Here is an 18,848-nt window from a genome sequence, read left to right on the forward strand (position 1 = left end):
CGCCTTCGAGGCAAGCCGAAGGACCAATCATCAAAGGGGCGCGCCATTGTTAATCCTGTCCACCACCTGCAGCAGTGCGCGTTCCTATAAGCCGAGCCGCGGCTTCACTTACTGGCATGTCGATCACCGTGATTCCGCTTGCCGCAAGGAAACGCGCTTCGTTTCTGGTCAGCGTTTCCGCGTCCATTACCGCGCAATGTGGACCTCGGGAGCGCTTCATGATCTGCCTGGCGTAGGTGCGCAGCATCTGATCGTTGAAGCGGCAGCCAACGAAGAAAAATCCACGGGTGATGCGCCGTTCCTTCACCACGTCTGGGATCGGTGTCTGGATATCGATTTCGGTCAGGACTTCGACATAGTCCGAATCTGCGACGAGAAAGTTTTGCGCCGGCCTAATACTCCCGTGAGGTGTATAGAGAACCGTCTTTGCCCCCGATCGGGGGTCGAGTTCCCTCCCGGACAAATCGTAGGTTTTCGTCCAAATGTTACCGATTTCGTTCGCGCGCGTGACGCCTTGTATCTCAACGACGTCCGTTCGGCCGGTCTCTACGAGAGCCGTGCGCATCGCGCCGTCGTACCAGCTGTCGACGATGAGGGAGAGCGGCAGCCTTGCGAGCCAGGCGTGAAGGAGGGTAGGCGCCACCGGCGCTGCGAATATGTCGGTCATCCAAGCTTGAAGCGTCCGGCGATGCCGGCGCTGTTCGATGAACTGCGCAACCGACCACATATTGGTGCGGATCCTGGAAGGGGCTGGCGCCCGTGCATTGAGTGCCGCGGCAACGACCTCGGGCGTATGCGGCACAGGCGGTTCCGCATAGTTGAACCCAAGAAGACCCGGACCGAGATAGGGGATCACCTCATCGGCGGCGAGCGCTTCCTTCGCCAGGTCATGCAGCTTTTCGGCAAAACTGTCCCGCACGATGACGAGGTGGCCCGATGTCAGGATCGTGTTCATGCTCGTTCCTCGCGACGCACCTATCAAGGGGCAGCATCAGTCCTCTTCGGAAATCTTCCTTGCCTCGACGGTGATCGGCAGACGCGTATCCCGTGGAAGATCGGGTAGGAGGAGCCGCCACCCGTTCCTGAGCGTCACAGTTCCGCCCCACAACTCTTCCTTCTCGAGCTTGATGATCGGCTCTTCGAGGTCCTTCTTCGGGACATACGCCGACAAGCCAGCATCGGTCCTGCGGATCATGACTTTCATCTGGCCGTCCCTTCATTGGTATTGCTATCAGCACTGCAGGGCACCTCGGCTTTGTCGAGGCTCATCAGTTCACGCGCTCGCATGCCGACGACTGTGCCACGGTCGATCCATTCGACCGCATAGATGAAGAACTGCTGGAGAAAGGTGCCAATGTCGCGCACATATCCCTCGTCGCCCTTCCGCACGAGATTTTCGCCGATCTCCCTGCCAGGATAGGTGCCGTCATTTTTTATGTGGCGAGTGGCACGTACCCGCTCTCCCGGCATGAATCGTGGCGGCCTGCGGATTTCGACCTCCTCTTCGCGTCCGAGCGACATGTCCGTTCCCTGATTTCTCTTGAGGCTGCAGATTGTGAACAAAGGCGTTCCAGGCGTCCTGCGAAGGCATCCCCGACCATGTCGGCGGCCCAATGTCCGTCACGCAGGAACGCAGGTCTTCGGCACCGGGCATACCGAGGCACATTGCTGCGCATCGAAGACCCCCTCGCATTCGGTGCACTTTTGCGGCTCGATCACATAGCTCTCGCCTTTGAACTTGATCGCGCCGGAGGGACACTCGAATTCGCAGGCGCCGCATTGGGTGCATTGGGATGCGATGATCTTGAAAGCCATTTTAACTCCTGGTCCGAATGGATGAGACGCGCTCAGGCCGTCGCCGCGAGTGCGGGGGTCCCAGACGCGGCCGCGCAAATCGCGCTGATTGCGGTCTCGATATAGTCGTGGGCATATGCGTCGGTGGCTTGGATTCCAGCGTCGGCGAGCTGATCCTGCGGGCAGTTTCCGATCTTGGCGCACAGCACGATATCTATGCCTTCAAGCGCTGCGATGACGCCATCGAGGGCGGCTTCTCCGCCCCAGCCGCCGAGGCAATACTGCTCCACCTTCCGATGCCCGACAAAACTGATCCCTCTCGGCGAGGCTTGATAAACCTGGAATTCCTTCGCATGGCCGAAATGTTCATTGACGCGGCTGCCGCCCTTGGTCGCCACCGCGAAGAGAAGGGACTTGCCGGGGCTCGCTGCCTTGACCAATCCGATCGCTTCTCTCCTAGCCGCCACGTGATCACGGCGCTCCTCCACGACCAACTCCCGATAGGCCTTGCGATTGCTGGCATCGTAGGTGACCTCGCCGGGAATCCGGTCGAGTGTGAATTCCTGGCCACGATCCTCACCGAGCAGGCCGACGGCATCTGCCCGGCACTGCCGGCAGTGGCGCATCAACTGGGCGCCGCCTTCGACACGATCCTGAAGAGCCTTCATCTCCATTGCGTTTGGGCCGCGTTGCCCGCTCAGTCCGTAGTGCGTGCCGTGCGCCGGGTCCGAAATCAGCGGCATGAGGTTGTGCAGGAACGCGCCTCGCTCCTTGACCCATCTATTCACCTCGATCAGATGCTCATCGTTCACGCCGGGGATCATCACCGAATTGATTTTGGTGAGGATGCCGCGCGCGGTCAGCATCTCCAGACCCAACATCTGCCGCTCGTGCAGGATCCGGGCGGCTTCGATGCCGACGTAGCGGCGATGGTCGTAAAAGATCCAAGGATAGATCTTTGCACCGACCTCAGGGTCGACCATGTTGATGGTGATCGTCACGTGATCGACATTCATGTCGGCAAGCTCATCGACATGGTCCGGCAGCGCGAGCCCATTTGTGGAGATGCAAAACTTGATGTCTGGGATTTCCCTGGCGACTCGTTCGAACGTTGCCTTCGTCTTCTTCCAGTCGTAACAGGCATCGCCAGGTCCGGCGATGCCGAGCACGGAAAGCTGCGGCACCTCGTTGGCGACCGCGATCACCTTGCGTAGCGCCTGGTCGGGCGTCAGCTTTTCGGAGACCACCCCAGGCCGGCTTTCGTTGGCGCAGTCATATTTGCGATTGCAGTAGTTGCACTGGATATTGCAGCCGGGCGCGACCGCGACGTGCATGCGCGCGAAATAGTGATGCGCCTCTTCTGAAAAGCAGGGGTGATCCTTGATCTTCTCCCAGATAGCCGGATCCGTGTCGTCCGGCTTTATCGACGAGCCGCAGGACGAAGACGCGCAGCCACCGGCTTTCACGGTGGCAAGCAACTGGTCACCGAATGTCGTGCTGAGGCTCTCAAGCGAAATTGCCGGTGCGGACATCGAACGGCTCCGTTGCTGGGTGAATGTCGCAGTTCAAACCGCAAGAGCTATGCCAGCTCAAAGAGCGGTTTTGGTTCACGAATTGGCTTTCGTGTCGGATTCCGTCGGATTGCTCCGACACACCTTTGTCGGGCTTCCGACAGTGGACAAGCAAATCGGGTCGCGAAGGCTACCAGCCTTGGGCGCGAAGGGTGTGAGGGAGACTACTCCGGGCTTACGTTTGACGTCATCACGGCGTCTAGAATTTCTTCACCTCGATGCCATATCGGCGCAGCGCGTAGCCGATTTGCCGCGGCGTGAGGCCGAGGATACGAGCCGCCCTGGCCTGAACCCAACCGGCCTTGTCCATCGCGTCGATCAGCCGGTCGCGTTCCGTCAGACGCGGGGGACAAGCGGGATCGTTTGGATCGCCGGCCGCAAGGGGAGATACGTTGCCTGCGGAGGCACCGATGCGACTGGCCGGCAGCCGCAATCCGACCGGCACTGCGTTGACCCGTGCGAGATCGTCGATGGTATTGCCGCCATTCGAGCGGTCGGCTCGCTTCCAGAGGAGCCAGGAAAGGCACTGGCTCTTCTTACAGGCGAAATCGGATGGCGTGATCGTCCTTGAACGCGCAAGTGTTGCCGTCCTTTGGACGCAGTTCTCCAGCTCGCGGACGTTACCAGGGAAGTAGCATTGCGAGATCAGGTCAAGCGCCGACGGCGCGAAGGCGAGTGCGCGATCGTTCTCCTTGTTGAATCGATTGAGGAAGGCGTTCGCAAGGCGTGGAATATCGCCGGGTCGCTCTCTGAGCGGAGGCAGGATAATTGGCACCACATTGATGCGGTAATAAAGGTCGGCCCTGAACTCCCCTTTTATGACGGCCGTCTCGAGGTCCTTGTTGGTGGCGCATATGAGGCGCACGTCGACCTGTAGCGTTTTGGTGCCGCCGACTCGCTCCAACTCGCCTTCCTGCAAGACACGCAACAGCTTGGCTTGAAAGGCCGGCGAAATCTCGCCGATTTCATCAAGTAGCAGCGTTCCCTCATTTGCCAATTCAAAACGACCGGCGCGCTGGGAGATAGCACCCGTGAAAGCGCCCTTTTCATGCCCAAACAGTTCTGACTCCAGAACGCTTTCAGACAGTGCGGCGCAGTTCAATTTGACGAAAGACTTCTTCCTCCGACGTGAGAGCTTATGGATGGCTTGCGCAAAGAATTCCTTGCCGGTGCCGCTTTCACCCCGCAGTAGCACGGTGGAATTGGTCCCTGCTACGACCGAGACGGTTTCGAGCACCTGCTTGAGTGCGGGGCTTTCCCCGATGATCCCGTCGATTTTGACATCCGCATGCCGGGCAGGGTCGTTGGTCCTCCCCTCGTTGGGCGATTTCTCCGGTCTCCATTGCTCATGGACAGACCGCTGACGATCTGTACTCAGGATGCGATGGAGACGAATCGTCCGGCCGACAAGGTTGGCGACCATCGTCAGGAAGTATGTGTCCTCGTCGTCGCGAAAGTCGGTGGCGCCGTCTCCGGCGCGGTCGATCGACAATGTCCCAAGGATTTTATGATCAGCCTTTAGCGGGATACCGATAAAGGCAATTGGGATGGTGCCGCTGCTCGAAGATGTTTGAAGGTCAGCCTGAAATAGTTGGGACTTGCGGACGTCCGGTATGAAGAGTGGCGTCCCCGTAGCGACGATTTGATCTGTTATGGCCTGTGGTATGACGCGGCGAGTGCCTGATTGAGGTGCGTGGGTATTGCCGGCAGTTGCGGCTATCTCCGGCTCTCCTTCAGCGTCCAGGACGACGATTGCTCCGTGACGCATCTGCAGAAACGAAGGCAGGATGTTCACGACATTGGCGAGCGTAATCTCCAGCACGCTGGGGGCGGTCAGCACCTTCGATATCTCGTAGAGTCCCCTGAGCGCGATATCTGCTTGGGGCATGCTTTTGATGGGCGGTTCAGGGCGGGTATCCCGAGGTGCTACCTCGTCGACCCGATCTTGCGGTACGTGAGCCATGGAAACACCTCAGCGGTTGTCGTCCAGAGTGCTCCTCCTTTTGTGTCTGAGTCTGAATTCTGAAAGCACAGTATTCACGAGCTTCTCTTCGTGGCGCGGCAATTCAAGCAAAGATAGACTTGGCGTTGGTCGCGACCTCAGGTGTACCAAGATTGACCCTCTTGATACGGTGCGTGCGTCCTCATCCGAATTTGAAGAGGACTCCGAAGCCGCCGCGTGGATAGTTCCACTCGATCTCGCCACTGGTCTCACACAAAATCCGGCAGGTGCCGCACTCCATGCAGCCGTCGGCAGTGATCTCCACTTGACCTTTGTCGTTCAACTCATAACATTTCGCCGGGCAGACGTGGGTCAGCGCGAGCAAGTTCGCGCTTGGCCTCTCGTGCGGCCGCACTTTGATATGCGGACGGCCGGAATCCACCAAGTAGCGGTTCTGGTAAAGCTTGTCCTCGACACGTGACTTCGTCACTGCGATCGTCATTTCGTCTCCCCTCAGCGCCACGCCAATGCAAGGCGAACCGCGTCGCTGACCAGCCCCCAGCGCGAGCGCGCCTTGATGAAGGCCGCCGTGGTCGCCTTTTCCTTCTCGATCTTCGGCGTGCCGTCGACACGCATGAAGTTCTGCGCGGCTTGCGACATCAACCGCGGATAAGCCGTGAAGTAATTGCAGGAATTGGTGTGGAGCAAGGCCGGCATGTCTTTGTATTTCCTTAGGTCCTTGACCACGAAGGACTTGTCCAGCATGGCTTTGTAAAGGGCGAGATTCCGTTTGGTCATAGGACCGTTGCGGCTCTTGACCTCGATGATTGCCTCAGCCGCGATGCGGCCGGAGGTCATGGCGAGGTTCGAACCCTCGCGGTGAATGGCGTTGTTCAGTTGCGCGGCATCGCCGACCACGACCCAGCCGTCGCCAAAGAGCTGCGGAATAGCCTTGTAGCCGCCTTCGGGAATGAGATGCGCGGAATATTCTTTCACTTCCGAGCCGGCGATCAGCGGCCGGATCGAAGGATGGGTTTTTAAGGCGTCGAGGAGGACGTAAGGGCTCTCGACCATCGCGGCGAAATCGGAGACGAGGCAGCCAATGCCCAGTGAGATCGACTCCTTGTTGGTGTAGAGGAAGCCGAGCCCGGCCATGCTGCGGGAGGTCGTGCCCACCGCCTCGATCACGCAGCCTTCATCGCCTTTGAGGCCGAACCGCTGCTCAATGACCTCTTCGGGCAGGAAATGCATTTCCTTGACGGCGAGCGCCACGGTTTGCGGCTTCGGCATCTCGCGCAGGCCGGCCCGCGTGCCAAGGAGTCCGCATACACCTTCTGCGAGGACGACCACGTCCGCGTAGATGGCTCCGCCGGCCCGGTCTGTGCGGACGCCGATCACCCTGTCCTTGGCGTCACGGATGAGTTCCGTCACGGTCGTCTCGCACAGAACCGTCGCGCCGGCCTCGCGCACCTTACGCGAAAACCATTTATCGAACTGGGCACGGATGATCGTGTAGCGGTTGGGCTTCGCCTCATTGAAGTCGTCCGACCGATAGTGAATCCCGGTATGGGATGTGTCGTCCATCACCCAAAGCCGCTGTTCAACCAAATGCCGCTCGAGAGGCGCATCGTCCCGGAAATCCGGGATGATCTTCTCCAGCATGTTCGCGTACATGATGGCACCCTGGACATTCTTGGAGCCCGGATATTCACCCCGCTCCAACTGCAGCACCTTCAGGCCGTGGCTGGCCATGGTGTAAGCAGCTGCGTTTCCGGACATGCCGGCCCCAATAACAATGGCGTCGAATTGTTCCTCAATCATGTCCATCCCTTAGCTCGCAAGCTTATCGCGACTGTGGGGCGACAGCCGCCGGGTGAAGGCTTCCGTCAGTGCGGGCAGGAAGCGGATCGCGTCGGTGACGATCCCGAGGTGAGCGAAATCGAAAATCGGCGCGTTCGGGTCGGTGTTGATGGCCACGATGAGATCCGCCCCCTCCACGCCAACCCGATGCTGGACGGCGCCGGAAATCCCAGCCGCTATGTAAAGCTTCGGCCGGATGGTCTTGCCAGTTTGGCCGATCTGCCGATCAGCCGGCATCCAGCTCTTCTGGACCAACGGGCGCGAACAGCCATGCTCGGCACCAATTGCCCGCGCGAGATTCTTCACCAGCTGCAGGTTCTCCGCCGCGCCTAGACCCAGGCCTCCCGCAACCACGACGTCGGCATAGGCAAGATTTGCCTTTGCCGACTGACTATCCGGCAGGAAGCCCAGGACTTTGGTAACGATCTCGTCCTCGGCTACCGAGAGCTTGTGCCGGATGACACGCCCGACCGGTTTATCCGCCCGCGGTGGCATGGGCATGACCCTCGGTCGCACTGTCGCCATCTGGGGGCGGAAATTGAGCGTATAGATCGTGCACAGCAAGGAACCGCCGAAAGTCGGACGGGTGGCGGCGAGCGAACCGTCGGTATCCACATCAAGTTCGGTGCAGTCGGCCGTGAGCCCTGTCTGCAAGGTCGTCGCCACGGAACCGGCAAGATCCCTGCCGAGTGTGGTGGCGCCGAGAAGAAGGATCTCGGGTTTGTGGGTATTGACCAGATCCGTCATCGCCTTGGTGAATGGCTCGTTCCGATAGTCGGCGAGCAACGGCGCCTCGACGATGTAGACAAGGTCGGCGCCATAAGCGAACGCTTCGGCAACGGCGTTCCCGATGGCCTCTCCCGGCGGTCCAAGCACGACGCCTGCAAGCTGGACCTGAAGCTTGTCTGCTAACTTGCGGCCTTCGCCGAGCAGTTCGAATGATACGGGATGGACCTGACCGCGTTCGAGCTCGATGAAAACCCAAATGTGCCGGTAGTCCTTGAAATGCGCGGGCAGCTCCTTCTTTATGCCGGCACGGCCGGCGGCAGGGCGAGGGGTTTCTCGGTTCGCGGTCGACATCGTCTGCTCCTTGCCCTCTCACGCGCCGCCGTTGAAGGCGAGCTCATGTTCCAATGCCGGCTGGCGGGTGAAGATTGCCGTGATGAGTTCGTCAGCGACATCGCGCAAGGCCATCTCGGCGGTGTCGATTTTTGTCGCCTTTTCCGCTCGCGCAGGAGGCGCGAAAACGCGCTTGACCACCGTCGGTGAACCGCGCAGGCCGCATTTGGTGAGATCCTCAATGCCGGCGTCGGCCGCACTCCATTTCAAGACCTGGCTGCGCGCGGCGCACAGGGCGTCCTGGATCGAGCCCCGGCGGATTTCGTTTGTGCCTTCCAGCATGGTGATGAGGCAAGGGAGCCTGCTCTTCAGCATCTGTGTGCCGCCTTCGGAGCGGCGCTCGACCCTGATCTCGCGTGCAGCAAGGTCAATAGAGGCGATCTTCGCGACATAGGTCAGTTGCAGGAGTCCGAGGCGCTTGGCGATGCCGGGCCCGACCTGGGCGGTGTCGCCATCGATCGTCTGCTTGCCGGTGAAGACGAGGTCTGGCGTGCCGAACGTCTCGCCAACCTTCGCGATTGCCTGGGAAAGGGCGAACGAGGTCGCCAGCGTGTCGGAGCCGGCAAAATAGCGGTCGGTCAAGAGCACCGCTCGGTCGGCGCCGTAACCGAGCGCCTTGCGCAGCGCGTCCTCTGCCATGGGCGGACCCATAGTGAGCACGGTGACTTCGCCACCATAGGCGTCGCGCAGTCTGAGGGCTTCTTCGAGGGCGAACAGGTCGTAAGGGTTGATGATGGTCGGAACACCCTGGCGCATGATCGTGTTCGTCACCGGATGGACCCTTATCTGTGCCGAGTCCGGCACCTGCTTGATGCAGATTACGATGTGCATTGGCGGTTTCTCTAGGCTCCTGTCCGGATGCGGGCTTGGCGGTTATCTCTTTGGTGCGCATCATTCGTGCCAACTGTTTTGCGCTGCCCCCTATTCCTAGAACTTAGCTTGGTTGCTTCTGAGGGCGCCGTGGTGATGACCGGATTTGTCGGCTTCTCGACATTGTCGCGTCGCAACCCGTGTCGCGGTCATTCCTGTCCGAACCGCTTCAGTACGGAGTCGAACGGGACAAAGGTGCGGCCCGGCGTGGCAGGTTTGTTCGGATCGTGGTCTTTGAGCACCTTGAAGACCCGATGGGTGAGCGGCGAGGAAACCGCGAAGTCCTCGTAAGCGCGTTCGAGCGTCGCGCGCACCCGCGCGGCAATCACCTGGTCGGGCAGACCGGAGAAATCTTCTTCGGCAAGGTATTGGCCCACGCGCTTCATGATATGGAGCCGCGAGACATTCAGCACCTTCGGATCATAGGAGACGCCAAGGACTGCGAAGAACTCCTCCGCAGCCGACAGGCGCTTCAGTCGTGCTAGGATGTCGGTGACATTGATGGGGCGGCTGTCAGCGGAACAATTCATTGCATTCTCCCTGGTCGGAAAACTGTGGTGTCGGTGCGCTCGCGCACGGCTGACCTGGACCCGCACAGCTCCGCGAGGGATGCCTCGCTGCACATTCCATCGTAGAGCTCGACCAGTTGAGTTGCAGTGACGGTCGATTTGGTCTCGGCCGCCTCGCGCCGGACGCGGGCCACCATCGCGGCTGCCAGATCCGGGTCGAGATCGCGACCGCTTTCGCTCAGCACATGGGCAATCGCAGTGGCGCCGGAATGCTTGCCGATAACGATACGCCGGCAGCGGCCCACGAGAGCCGGATCGAGCCCTTGATAAGTACGCGAGTCCTTCAGCAGCCCTGCGACGTGAATGCCGGATTCGTGGGTGAAAACATCGGCGCCGACGACCGGCTTAATGGCCGCGGTCTGCCGGCGGGCGGCCCAAGCCACCTGGGCGGCGAGGTCGGGCAATGCGGTCAGCTCGATGCCGGTATCCGCGCCGTCGAGGACCGCCATCGCGGCGGCCACCTCTTCCAGCGCGGCATTGCCCGCACGCTCGCCGAGCCCCAGGACGGTGACGGAGGCATGGCGCGCGCCTGCGCGGATCGCGGCCAGCGTGTTGGCGGCAGCAAGTCCGAGATCGTTGTGCGCATGAACTTCAAGGTCGATTGGAGACTGCGCCACGAGCTGGGCGACAAGTTCGAAGGTCGAAAACGGGTCGAGAACGCCGACTGTGTCGGCTAGCCTGACGCGGCTTGCGCCGGCGCGTGCAGCCGTCTCGATGACGCGGGCGAGATGATCCCGATTGGCCCGCGAGGCATCCTCGCAGCCCACCGCGACGAAGAAGCCGGCGGCGGCTGCGCGCCTGACCATATGCTCGATGACTTGGAGCGCTCCCGCCTTATCGAGGCCGAGCTTGGCGGCAAGTTGTATGTCCGACGCAGGCAGCGATAGATTGACGGCGTGGACGCCGCTCTCGATCGCTGCATCGAGATCCAACGACGTCATCCGGCACCAGGCCATGAGCCGAACCGGGAGACGCCGCGCGACCGCGGCGCGAATTGTTTCGATCTCGTCGGCGCCCATGACCGGCGTGCCGATCTCGATCTCTGTGACGCCGGCCGCCGCAAGAGACTCGGCGATCTCCAGCTTTTCCGTCGTGGTAAAGGCGACGCCGGGCGCCTGCTCGCCATCGCGCAAGGTCGTATCGTTGAGAAAGACATGACGGGTCATGAACGGTAGCCTGTTCTGCTGCCGCTCAGGCACAGACCGGATTGAACGTCTTCGGAGCTTCGCTTACCCGGCCCAGAACTGGGAAAGCCACGCAGCTTCTCCACGATTGCCGGCATGACCTCGAGCACCCGGTCGACGTCCGCTTCGCCGTTGTCCCGCGCCAAGGAGAAGCGGACTGCCGCGTGTGGCGTTTTCATCGCGCTCAGGACATGGCTCGGTTCCAGCGAGCCGGAGGTGCAGGCGGAGCCGGAGGAACACGCGATGCCCACGCGGCTGAGGAGAAGTGGAATTCCATCACTTTCGACATGTTCGAAGGAGATGTTTGCGGTGTTGGGCAACCGTTCCAGGGGATCACCAGTGACACAGGTGCTTGGGATGCGCTGGAGAATCCCGTCCTCTAAACGGTCGCGGAGCGACTTTACCCGTGTGGTCTCGTCGTCCATGAATTTCAAGGCGAGTTCGGCCGCCATGCCGAGCCCGACTATGCCGGGCGTATTCTCGGTGCCAGCACGCCGGTTGTGTTCTTGGTGGCCCCCCTTGATCAGCGAGTGGAAATTGACGCCACGTTTTACGAAAAGCGCGCCGATCCCTTTCGGCCCGTGCAGCTTGTGGCCGGAGAGCGACAGCATGTCGATTGCGGCCGACTTCAGGTTCATCGGAAGCTTGCCGACCGCCTGCACAGCATCGGTATGGAAAAGGGCGCCCACTTCCTTGGCCAACTCGGCAAGCCTGGCCACGGGGAAGATCACACCAGTCTCATTGTTCGCCCACATTATCGAGACGATTGCCACCTGTGCGGTGAGGGCGGCCATATAGGCGTCGAGGTCGAGCCGGCCACGGCAATCCACCGGGATCCTGTGCACCTTGACGCGGCGGGTCTTCTCAAGATGCGCGCAGAGCGTCAGCACGGCGGGATGCTCGACCGCGGACGTCACGATCTCGGTTCGGTTGGGCGCCGCCTCGAGCGCCGAAAGAAGCGCTGCATTGTCGCTTTCTGTCCCACCCGAGGTGAAGGTGATCTCATCGTCGAACTCCGCGCCGATCAGAGCTTGCAACTGCCTCCGCGCCTTTCTCACCGCCGCACTGACTGAGGCGCCAAGAGCGTGCGTCGACGAAGGGTTGCCGAATTGATCCCTAAAGAACGGCAACATCGCTTGGACGACCTCAGGATCGACCCGTGTGGTTGCGTTGTTGTCGAGGTAGACAGGTTTCATGTGCGATCCTCAGTTGACCGGAATGACGCGAGCGCGCGACCGCCTCATTGAGCCTCTGGCGTATGCCGTTGATGATGATGGGCCCGAACTGGCAGCCGGCGCGGACGCCCGAGAGTTTGAGTAGACCGGATCGGCGTCGACATGGCCAAGTCCGCAGTGGCCGCCGTCAGCCCGCAGGTAAGGACGCCCGAACACGACAACGTTATCGATAAGCCGAATTTGGCGCAGCGGCGCGATTTGGCCGCCAGCTTGGGTGCCACCAGGAACCGAACTGTTTCGGGAGGCGACGTTCTTTGCATCCTACCTGAAGCGATTGCCGGTCCCAAGATCGGCTTCGACCTTGCCTTGTTCTTGAGGACAGGGACATCTGTTGTGCCGGCCATATAAGCCTCCTCTGCCGCAAATGAGTGCGTCGGCGGCAATCGCTTCATGGACCCGCACAGGCGCTTCGGGCGATCAACTGAAGGACTTGCCGCAGCCGCACTTCTCGCGCGCGTTGGGGTTATCGAAGACAAAGCCGGAAGATTCGAGCCCGGTGAGGAAGTCGACGGTCATGCCGGCAACATGCGGTTGGGAGCCCGCGTCCACGAACAGCTTGATCCCATCTGTCTCGGTGATCGCGTCGCCCTCGCGCGACACGCTCTCCAGGCCCATTAAGTATTTGAAGCCGGCGCAGCCGCCGGCCTGGACCATGATGCGAAAGCCTTCCGCCGGCTCTTGGGCGCGGGAAAGAGCAGTCTTGATGGCGGCAACAGCGTTGTCGGTGAGCGTAATCATGGCTCCATTCTCCTCAGTCCGGGACCTGCTTGCGCATCACGCTGCATGCACCGTGCCAAAGCGAAAACCGTTTCAACACAGCGCGGCATCTCTGACCCTGCGGTGATTCTTGTGAGTCATTGCTGCGAAGGTGTCGGCCAACCGACACGTACTGTCGGGTTTGTCGGGTCCGCCACGCGGGATGTTGGGCCTGAGTTGTTGGCTGAACTCACATTAAACCAATGACCATTACAGAAGACTCCTTCTGAGCTTGCTTCGGCGCAATTGGCACGGTTTTTGAAGCTCCACTGGCGAGGTGGCAAGAGACTGCCGATCCACAATCGTGTCGTGGGTGCCCTCGCGATCGATGCGGCGAAGCAAGGGAGCAACATGTCAGGACTGGGTCAGACACGCTTTGTTTGGCGAAGCAGCGCCGCCCGTGGCATCCGAATGACCGATTGGCCGATTGCGACAACACCCACAATCGCTCACCACCGCCCGGTGGCCACCGACCGGCTCGATGAGATTCCATCGGCATGTGCCTGCTCGTGTCACTCGGGTCTCGCCGCTCCGATAGCACCCCCGGTTTTCGCGCGGGTGCGACGACGTGCGCACGCTGTCCAGCGACACTTTGTTCACGGGCCAGCAGCAGATCAGGGTCGAGCATTACGGCGCGCCCGATCGGCTGAAGATTCACCGGCAGGGCAGCTGATCCTCACACGTAGGTGGAAGCAGGGGTAAGACATGGACCAGCGCGAGAAACCGTCGCCGGACGAAATCCGGCGGGCGTGCGAAGACAATCCGAAAATCCGGGAGCATGATCTCGCCGCTCGATTGGGCATTTCGGAAGCCGAATTGGTCGCGGCGCATTGTGGTCACGGAGCGGTGCGCATCGAGCCGCGCGTCGATGATCTGCTGACCGGCCTCGAAGCGGTCGGCGAGGTGATGGCGGTCACCCGCAACCAAAGTGCCGTGCACCAAAAGATCGGCGTCTACGACAAAGTGGTCACCGGCAACCCGCATGCCATGGTGCTCGGCGACGAGATCGACCTGCGCATCTTCCCGAAAGCGTGGGCGTATGGCTTCGCCGTCGAGAAGCGCGAGGGAGCCGAGATCCGCCGCAGCCTGCAATTCTTTGATGCCACCGGCGAGGCGATGCACAAAGTACATCTCAGGCCCGCCTCGAACCTGCACGCCTATCAGAATCTGGCGGCAGAGCTTGTATCCTCCGACCAGGAGCCGATCATATCGGTCGAGGCGAGCGGGGCGCTCGATAATGCAGTGAGTCCAGACCAAGCCGCCACGGTCGACGACCTACGCGAGCACTGGAGCCGGCTGAGCGACGTGCATCAGTTCTACCATATGTTGAAGACCCTGAAGCTCAGCCGCTGCCAGGCGATGCGTATGGCCGACGAGGATTACGCCTGGCTGCTCGACAATGATGCCGTTGGCGCCCTGTTCCAACAGGCGGCCGAAGACGAGATGCCGATTATGTGCTTTGTCGGCAATCGTGGTTGCATCCAGATCCATTCCGGCCCGATCAAGTCGGTCAAGCAGATCGGGCCGCGGATCAATGTGCTCGACGAGAACTTCCATCTCCATCTTAGGACTCATCACATCCGCGAGGTCTGGGCCGTGCGCAAGCCGACGAGGGACAGTCACGTCACGTCCGTTGAAGCCTATGGCGCCGACGGCAAGATGATCGTCCAGTTCTTCGGCACGCGCAAGGAAGGCGAACGCGAGCGCAGCGACTGGCGGTTTCTGGCCGAGAGTCTGCCACGCGTTCCCGGTCCGACCGACCGGGATGTGTAGAGTGCCGACAGGCCCTCGGATTGAACCGGCCGCCATAGGACTCGGCACCACGTTCCGACAGCGGCTCGCGAGGAAATATAGGTCCATGTGCGATAGAGCTTGCCGTGTTAGCGCATACGCACGGTCAGGTGTGCACGCCGGAATTGACCGCATCGATACAGTCAGGCTCGTCGCCGGCCGGATCGCTGCGCACGAGTGCATCGCTCGTCTGACCGGAAATCTTGCAGCGGCTACAACAACGCATATGCCATCAGCGCCGAACCGAGCGGAAGCGCGGCCGGGTCTTGTCGGACCGCACCCGAACCTTGCGCTGGATCGCGTCGTTGCTCAATCCGGGCCGTGCGAGCGATCTCCTCGCTCGTCGACCGGAAGGCTGTGCAGCAGCAGCCAAGCCGAACAGCCCGATGTCGCGGACTCGACAAAACCGACCACGGATGTCGGTTGTCGGACGTTGTCCTAAGAATGATGGACAGGTGATCATCAGCGGCGGGCCTAGTGCAGGCTGGCATTGCTTGGTGCAGCGCCATGGGTACGCCTATCCGGCACGCGACTTGCTTCGACAATTTGATCAGCAGGGCATCAGCAGTGCGTCACGGAGCTCAGAGGTGATTGACCAGCCTCTCAACCCTAACGGGGATAAGCGGCGGCTTTGCTTCATGACCGCAGCGCGGCGGAGATGCCCCTTCTGATCGACTTCGCAACCGATCTCATCCGCGCTGGTGCAGGTGGGCTGTATCAGGCGACAGAATCTAGAAGGCGCCCGACAAGAGACGTGCCCATGCTGGAAATCGACTTTATGAACAGCGGTGCAATCTCAATCGAGCCATGAACGCCAATGTAGAGAAAACAAAATGGCGACCAACCCCGTTCCAGATCATGTCCCGCCCGAAATGGTGAGGGACTTCAGCCTGTTTACATCGCCAGGGATGCCACCAACACCCAACGGGGATCCACACGCAGCTGTCGCTTGCGTACATGACGGGCCTCCGATCTTTTACTCCCGCTACAACACGCAAGATGGCCGGGGTACCTGGGTCATCACCCGTGCCGCGGACCAGCGGAAGGTGCTGCAGGACGCAGAGACTTTTTCCAGCCATCGCAGCATCTTCTCCTCCATACTGGGTGAAAACTGGCCGACGATCCCGCTTGAGCTCGATCCACCGGCCCATGGCGTCTTTCGCTCACTGCTCAATCCGCTGCTTTCGCCAAAGCGGGTGTTGGCTTTGGAACCGGCTGTCCGCGAACGGGCGGTCGAGCTGATCGAAAGGATCGCCGCGTCGGGCACAAGCTGCGACGTGATGAAGGATTTTGCCTTTCCTTTCGCGGTGAGCACCTTTCTTCGCTTTCTGGGGTTGCCCGATGACCGACTCGATACATTCGTCGGCTGGGGGAAAGATCTGCTCCACGGCGACGATAAGGAACGACCTGTGGCTGCCCAGACGATCGTGGCATTCATCGACGAACTTGCAGCCATGCGCCGCCAGGAGGCGGTTGACGATTTCATGACCTTTATCGTGCAGGCACAGGTCGAGGGCCGCCGGCTGACGGACACCCAAGTCCGCGGCATCGGCGTGCTTGTCTTCGTCGCTGGGCTCGACACGGTCGCAGCAGCTATAGGCTTTGACTTGGCGTACCTCGCGCGCAACCTCAAAGATCAGCAATTGCTGCGGAGCGAACCGGACCGCATCCCGCTCGCAACCGAAGAATTGCTGCGGGCCTATCCGCCCATTCAGTTGATCCGCGTGGCTACGAAAGATATCGACTTCGAAGGCGCGCCGATCCGGAAGGGGGACTATGTTTCCTGCGCCACGATGATTGCCAATCGTGACCCGGCGGAATTCGAATGCCCCAACACAATCGATTTGGAGCGGGAGGACAACCGCCACGCAGCGTTTGGCTATGGTCCCCACCGTTGCCTTGGCTCACACCTTGCCCGGCGGGAGATTGTCATTGGCCTGGAGGAGTGGTTGGCGCGCATCCCGGCTTTCAGGATCAAGCAGGGTACGGCACCGATAACTTCTGGCGGCCATGTGTTCGGGATCGAAAATTTGATCCTGGACTGGTCTTAGGCCCGCCCCGACCCGGGGCACAGACAATGGAGGCAGCGCCATGCGCATCATCGTCCAAAAGGCCAAATGCCAGGGTCACGCGCGATGCGCGGCGCAAGCGCCGGACATCTTCAAGCTTGATGACGAGGGCTACATCCTGCCTGGTGACATTGAAGTTGCGGAAGGGGAGGAACTGCCTGCATCGCGGGGCGCGCGATCCTGTCCTGAACGTGCGCTGGAACTCACCCGCTGCGCGCTTTGAGGACTCATTCAACCGAGAGTCTGGCGGGCTTGAACCATGTGGCCGCACTCAGCACGCGACCTCTGTCCCGCACGGTTCACGTCCAACTCTGCAGGGGCATTTCCGGCGCCAGTGTTCCCCGTGAGGCGCAAACGGCAGGGCAGGGGTTCGCGAACACCTCTTCCAATCACAGAATTTGCGTCAGAGCCGATGGACCAGACGAGAATTGCCGAACTACTCGACGCGAGGCGACCCGGAGTGCCATACCGAAGAACTGCCCGACCCATGTTGCGGCAGGCCGGGTCTCTGCATGATTTGATAGGACGAAACCAGGAGAACGCACCATATTTGCCCAACATTATGCCCGGCTCAGCACCGGCCAATGGCCGCACATCGAGCTGGAGAGGAGGTTCGACCAGCATGTGCTTGCCTGTGTGCTTTCACGTGCGCTCGAGGAGATCGAGGCCGGCGAGGCGACGGCGACGGAGGCAACCGGACTTTCGCGCGCCGAGTTGCGCGATGTCCTGGTCCGCTGTTTCCCTGCTTTTCCTATCAACGCGTTTGCCTTGAAAGAGGTGAGCGAGCCCGAGCCGGATCTGGAAGAAGAACTTCTGCATGGACTGCTGCTGGCGCATGCCCGACATGGCGACCCGGCGAGCGCCCGCTTCGCCAAGATCATCGCCCGGCGTGCCATGCGCAATGACCACCTCTGGCAGGACCTTGGCCTTTTTAATCGAACCGACCTCGGCCGCCTGCTCGCCTCGCATTTTCCGACGCTGGCGGCCGGCAACACCCAAAACATGAAATGGAAGAAATACTTTTACCGCAAGCTCTGCGAGGCCGAAGGTTTTTCGCTCTGCAGCGCGCCCAGTTGCTTGGAATGCAATGATTTCGAAAGCTGCTTCGGCCCGGAGGGACTTTGCGAGTAGTCCACCCTTAAGTCATTGAATTCTAAAGCGCGAATAGCGTTGACCGAAATCGCCAGAATCAAGAAACGTACACCTGATTGGTGTACGCAAGGGTGTACAGCGCCAAGGATTCCGTTGTCAACATTGAGAAGCGAGGGGGAATCGGTCAGAGATCGCGCAGGGCGGAGCGAGCGAACAATGAGCATCAATTGGGGCGAAGATGACTTGGCGAGGCTGCTGGCTCTTGAGCACGCCTTTCATGCGCTTGCCCTGCTGTCAGCAAGCAACTACGCCCATCTCGCGGGAACCACACCCAGCGCCGCCGTGAAGCAGTTCCGAGAAGCTATCGAAGGCTCCGTCTACGATAGCGGACAGGCTCCGAAGACCGTACAAGTGCTCATGAGCAAGCATCTGAAGAAGATGTTCGACCACGTGGCCGCAATGGCTGTCCACGCGGACCAAGGATTCATAGGCGATGAGTGACATCTACGAGAACGCCATCGCCTCGATCAGGCTTGGTATCCAGGATTTTCAATCCAACGACGAACTTCGGCCGATAAGCGCGCTGCGGAATTTCTACGCGGGGGTGCTACTTCTTGGAAAACAGTGTCTTTTGAATGCTGCGCCAGACGACGCCGACCCCATGGAAATCCTTGCATCGAAGTTCGCCCCCATTTTGGACGACGACGGCGAGGTAGCATATGCAGCGAAGGGCCAGCAGACTATTGACCTTGCGGAACTCCGTGAGCGCTTCAAGGGTTTCAAGCTCACATGGCCTGCTGGCGACATCAAAGGCCTCCAGAAGCTCCGGAATGACTTTGAGCACTACCACTCTGCAACGCCGAAACCAGCGATACGACAGGTGATAGCCGATTGGACACCTCGAAAAACCTGGCAATCGAGACCGCATTTTGATTCACTTCGCCTGGTGATTTGCACGGAGGCGTTGGATGCGAGGCCAGGCTGGATTCTGGGACA

19 protein-coding genes and 1 pseudogene are annotated in these 18,848 nt (G+C 60.5%); 6 read left to right on the forward strand and 14 right to left on the reverse strand.

Features of this window, described 5'->3' with window-relative positions; translation table 11 throughout:
* Positions 1-49: 49 nt before the first annotated feature.
* The 14 genes from NKJ84_RS13215 to NKJ84_RS13280 all read right to left on the reverse strand — a co-directional run bounded on the left by NKJ84_RS13215 (position 50) and on the right by NKJ84_RS13280 (position 12,882).
* Positions 50-955 carry an SIR2 family NAD-dependent protein deacylase gene (locus NKJ84_RS13215; RefSeq protein WP_352506795.1) on the reverse strand — a complete coding sequence of 302 codons (906 nt, stop codon included), beginning with the start codon at positions 953-955 and terminating at the stop codon, positions 50-52.
* A gap of 36 nt (positions 956-991) precedes the next feature.
* On the reverse strand, positions 992-1,204 hold the full coding sequence (nifT, locus tag NKJ84_RS13220) for a putative nitrogen fixation protein NifT (protein ID WP_352506796.1): 213 nt from the start codon (positions 1,202-1,204) through the stop codon (positions 992-994).
* Positions 1,201-1,521 (reverse strand): nitrogen fixation protein NifZ, encoded by a 321-nt coding sequence (locus tag NKJ84_RS13225; RefSeq protein WP_352450751.1) that lies wholly within the window; start codon positions 1,519-1,521, stop codon positions 1,201-1,203. Before NKJ84_RS13225 ends, nifT begins: the two co-directional genes overlap by 4 nt.
* A gap of 99 nt (positions 1,522-1,620) precedes the next feature.
* Complete coding sequence (locus NKJ84_RS13230; protein ID WP_023678248.1) at positions 1,621-1,815, reverse strand: 4Fe-4S dicluster domain-containing protein; 195 nt, start codon at positions 1,813-1,815, stop codon at positions 1,621-1,623.
* Positions 1,816-1,847: 32 nt separating this feature from the next.
* Positions 1,848-3,326: a nitrogenase cofactor biosynthesis protein NifB gene (nifB, locus tag NKJ84_RS13235; RefSeq protein WP_352506798.1), complete on the reverse strand. Its 1,479-nt coding sequence runs from the start codon at positions 3,324-3,326 to the stop codon at positions 1,848-1,850.
* 238 nt (positions 3,327-3,564) lie between these two features.
* Positions 3,565-5,328: a nif-specific transcriptional activator NifA gene (nifA, locus tag NKJ84_RS13240; RefSeq protein ID WP_352506799.1), complete on the reverse strand. Its 1,764-nt coding sequence runs from the start codon at positions 5,326-5,328 to the stop codon at positions 3,565-3,567.
* A gap of 181 nt (positions 5,329-5,509) precedes the next feature.
* The gene (locus tag NKJ84_RS13245; protein ID WP_023678245.1) at positions 5,510-5,809 is read right to left on the reverse strand and encodes a ferredoxin family protein; all 300 of its coding nucleotides are present in this window, start codon (positions 5,807-5,809) and stop codon (positions 5,510-5,512) included.
* An 11-nt stretch (positions 5,810-5,820) separates the two neighbouring features.
* Positions 5,821-7,128, reverse strand: coding sequence for an FAD-binding protein (locus NKJ84_RS13250; RefSeq protein WP_023678244.1), 1,308 nt, complete (start codon positions 7,126-7,128; stop codon positions 5,821-5,823).
* Positions 7,129-7,137: 9 nt separating this feature from the next.
* Positions 7,138-8,247 (reverse strand): electron transfer flavoprotein subunit alpha/FixB family protein, encoded by a 1,110-nt coding sequence (locus tag NKJ84_RS13255; RefSeq protein WP_352506800.1) that lies wholly within the window; start codon positions 8,245-8,247, stop codon positions 7,138-7,140.
* A gap of 18 nt (positions 8,248-8,265) precedes the next feature.
* Positions 8,266-9,117 carry an electron transfer flavoprotein subunit beta/FixA family protein gene (locus NKJ84_RS13260; protein WP_352506801.1) on the reverse strand — a complete coding sequence of 284 codons (852 nt, stop codon included), beginning with the start codon at positions 9,115-9,117 and terminating at the stop codon, positions 8,266-8,268.
* A 188-nt stretch (positions 9,118-9,305) separates the two neighbouring features.
* Entirely contained in the window at positions 9,306-9,686 is a 381-nt protein-coding gene (nifW, locus tag NKJ84_RS13265; RefSeq protein ID WP_352506802.1) for a nitrogenase stabilizing/protective protein NifW, read from the reverse strand.
* Complete coding sequence (nifV, locus tag NKJ84_RS13270; protein ID WP_352506803.1) at positions 9,683-10,891, reverse strand: homocitrate synthase; 1,209 nt, start codon at positions 10,889-10,891, stop codon at positions 9,683-9,685. Before nifV ends, nifW begins: the two co-directional genes overlap by 4 nt.
* A complete protein-coding gene (gene nifS / locus NKJ84_RS13275) occupies positions 10,888-12,105 on the reverse strand; it encodes a cysteine desulfurase NifS (RefSeq protein ID WP_352506804.1) in 1,218 nt (405 codons plus the stop codon). Before nifS ends, nifV begins: the two co-directional genes overlap by 4 nt.
* Before the next feature lie 456 nt (positions 12,106-12,561).
* Positions 12,562-12,882, reverse strand: a complete 321-nt coding sequence (locus NKJ84_RS13280; protein ID WP_352506805.1) for a HesB/IscA family protein — start codon at positions 12,880-12,882, stop codon at positions 12,562-12,564.
* 723 nt (positions 12,883-13,605) lie between these two features.
* On the opposite strand from NKJ84_RS13280, the gene NKJ84_RS13285 reads away from it, so the two are divergent.
* The 6 genes and pseudogenes from NKJ84_RS13285 to NKJ84_RS13310 form a co-directional block, all read left to right on the forward strand.
* Positions 13,606-14,673, forward strand: a complete 1,068-nt coding sequence (locus NKJ84_RS13285) for a hemin-degrading factor (protein WP_352506806.1) — start codon at positions 13,606-13,608, stop codon at positions 14,671-14,673.
* Between the two features lie 851 nt (positions 14,674-15,524).
* Complete coding sequence (locus NKJ84_RS13290) at positions 15,525-16,742, forward strand: cytochrome P450 (RefSeq protein WP_352506807.1); 1,218 nt, start codon at positions 15,525-15,527, stop codon at positions 16,740-16,742.
* Between the two features lie 40 nt (positions 16,743-16,782).
* The gene (locus NKJ84_RS13295) at positions 16,783-16,983 is read left to right on the forward strand and encodes a ferredoxin (RefSeq protein ID WP_352491466.1); all 201 of its coding nucleotides are present in this window, start codon (positions 16,783-16,785) and stop codon (positions 16,981-16,983) included.
* A gap of 323 nt (positions 16,984-17,306) precedes the next feature.
* Positions 17,307-17,891 (forward strand): nitrogen fixation protein NifQ, encoded by a 585-nt coding sequence (locus NKJ84_RS13300; protein ID WP_352506811.1) that lies wholly within the window; start codon positions 17,307-17,309, stop codon positions 17,889-17,891.
* Positions 17,892-18,068: 177 nt separating this feature from the next.
* Positions 18,069-18,353, forward strand: a complete 285-nt coding sequence (locus NKJ84_RS13305) for a hypothetical protein (RefSeq protein WP_352506808.1) — start codon at positions 18,069-18,071, stop codon at positions 18,351-18,353.
* A pseudogene (locus NKJ84_RS13310) lies at positions 18,346-18,848 on the forward strand (hypothetical protein); the annotation flags it as partial. The gene NKJ84_RS13305 and the pseudogene NKJ84_RS13310, both read left to right, overlap by 8 nt.

Origin of the sequence: Mesorhizobium sp. M0048 (assembly GCF_040323405.1) — a bacterium.
Lineage (GTDB): Bacteria > Pseudomonadota > Alphaproteobacteria > Rhizobiales > Rhizobiaceae > Mesorhizobium.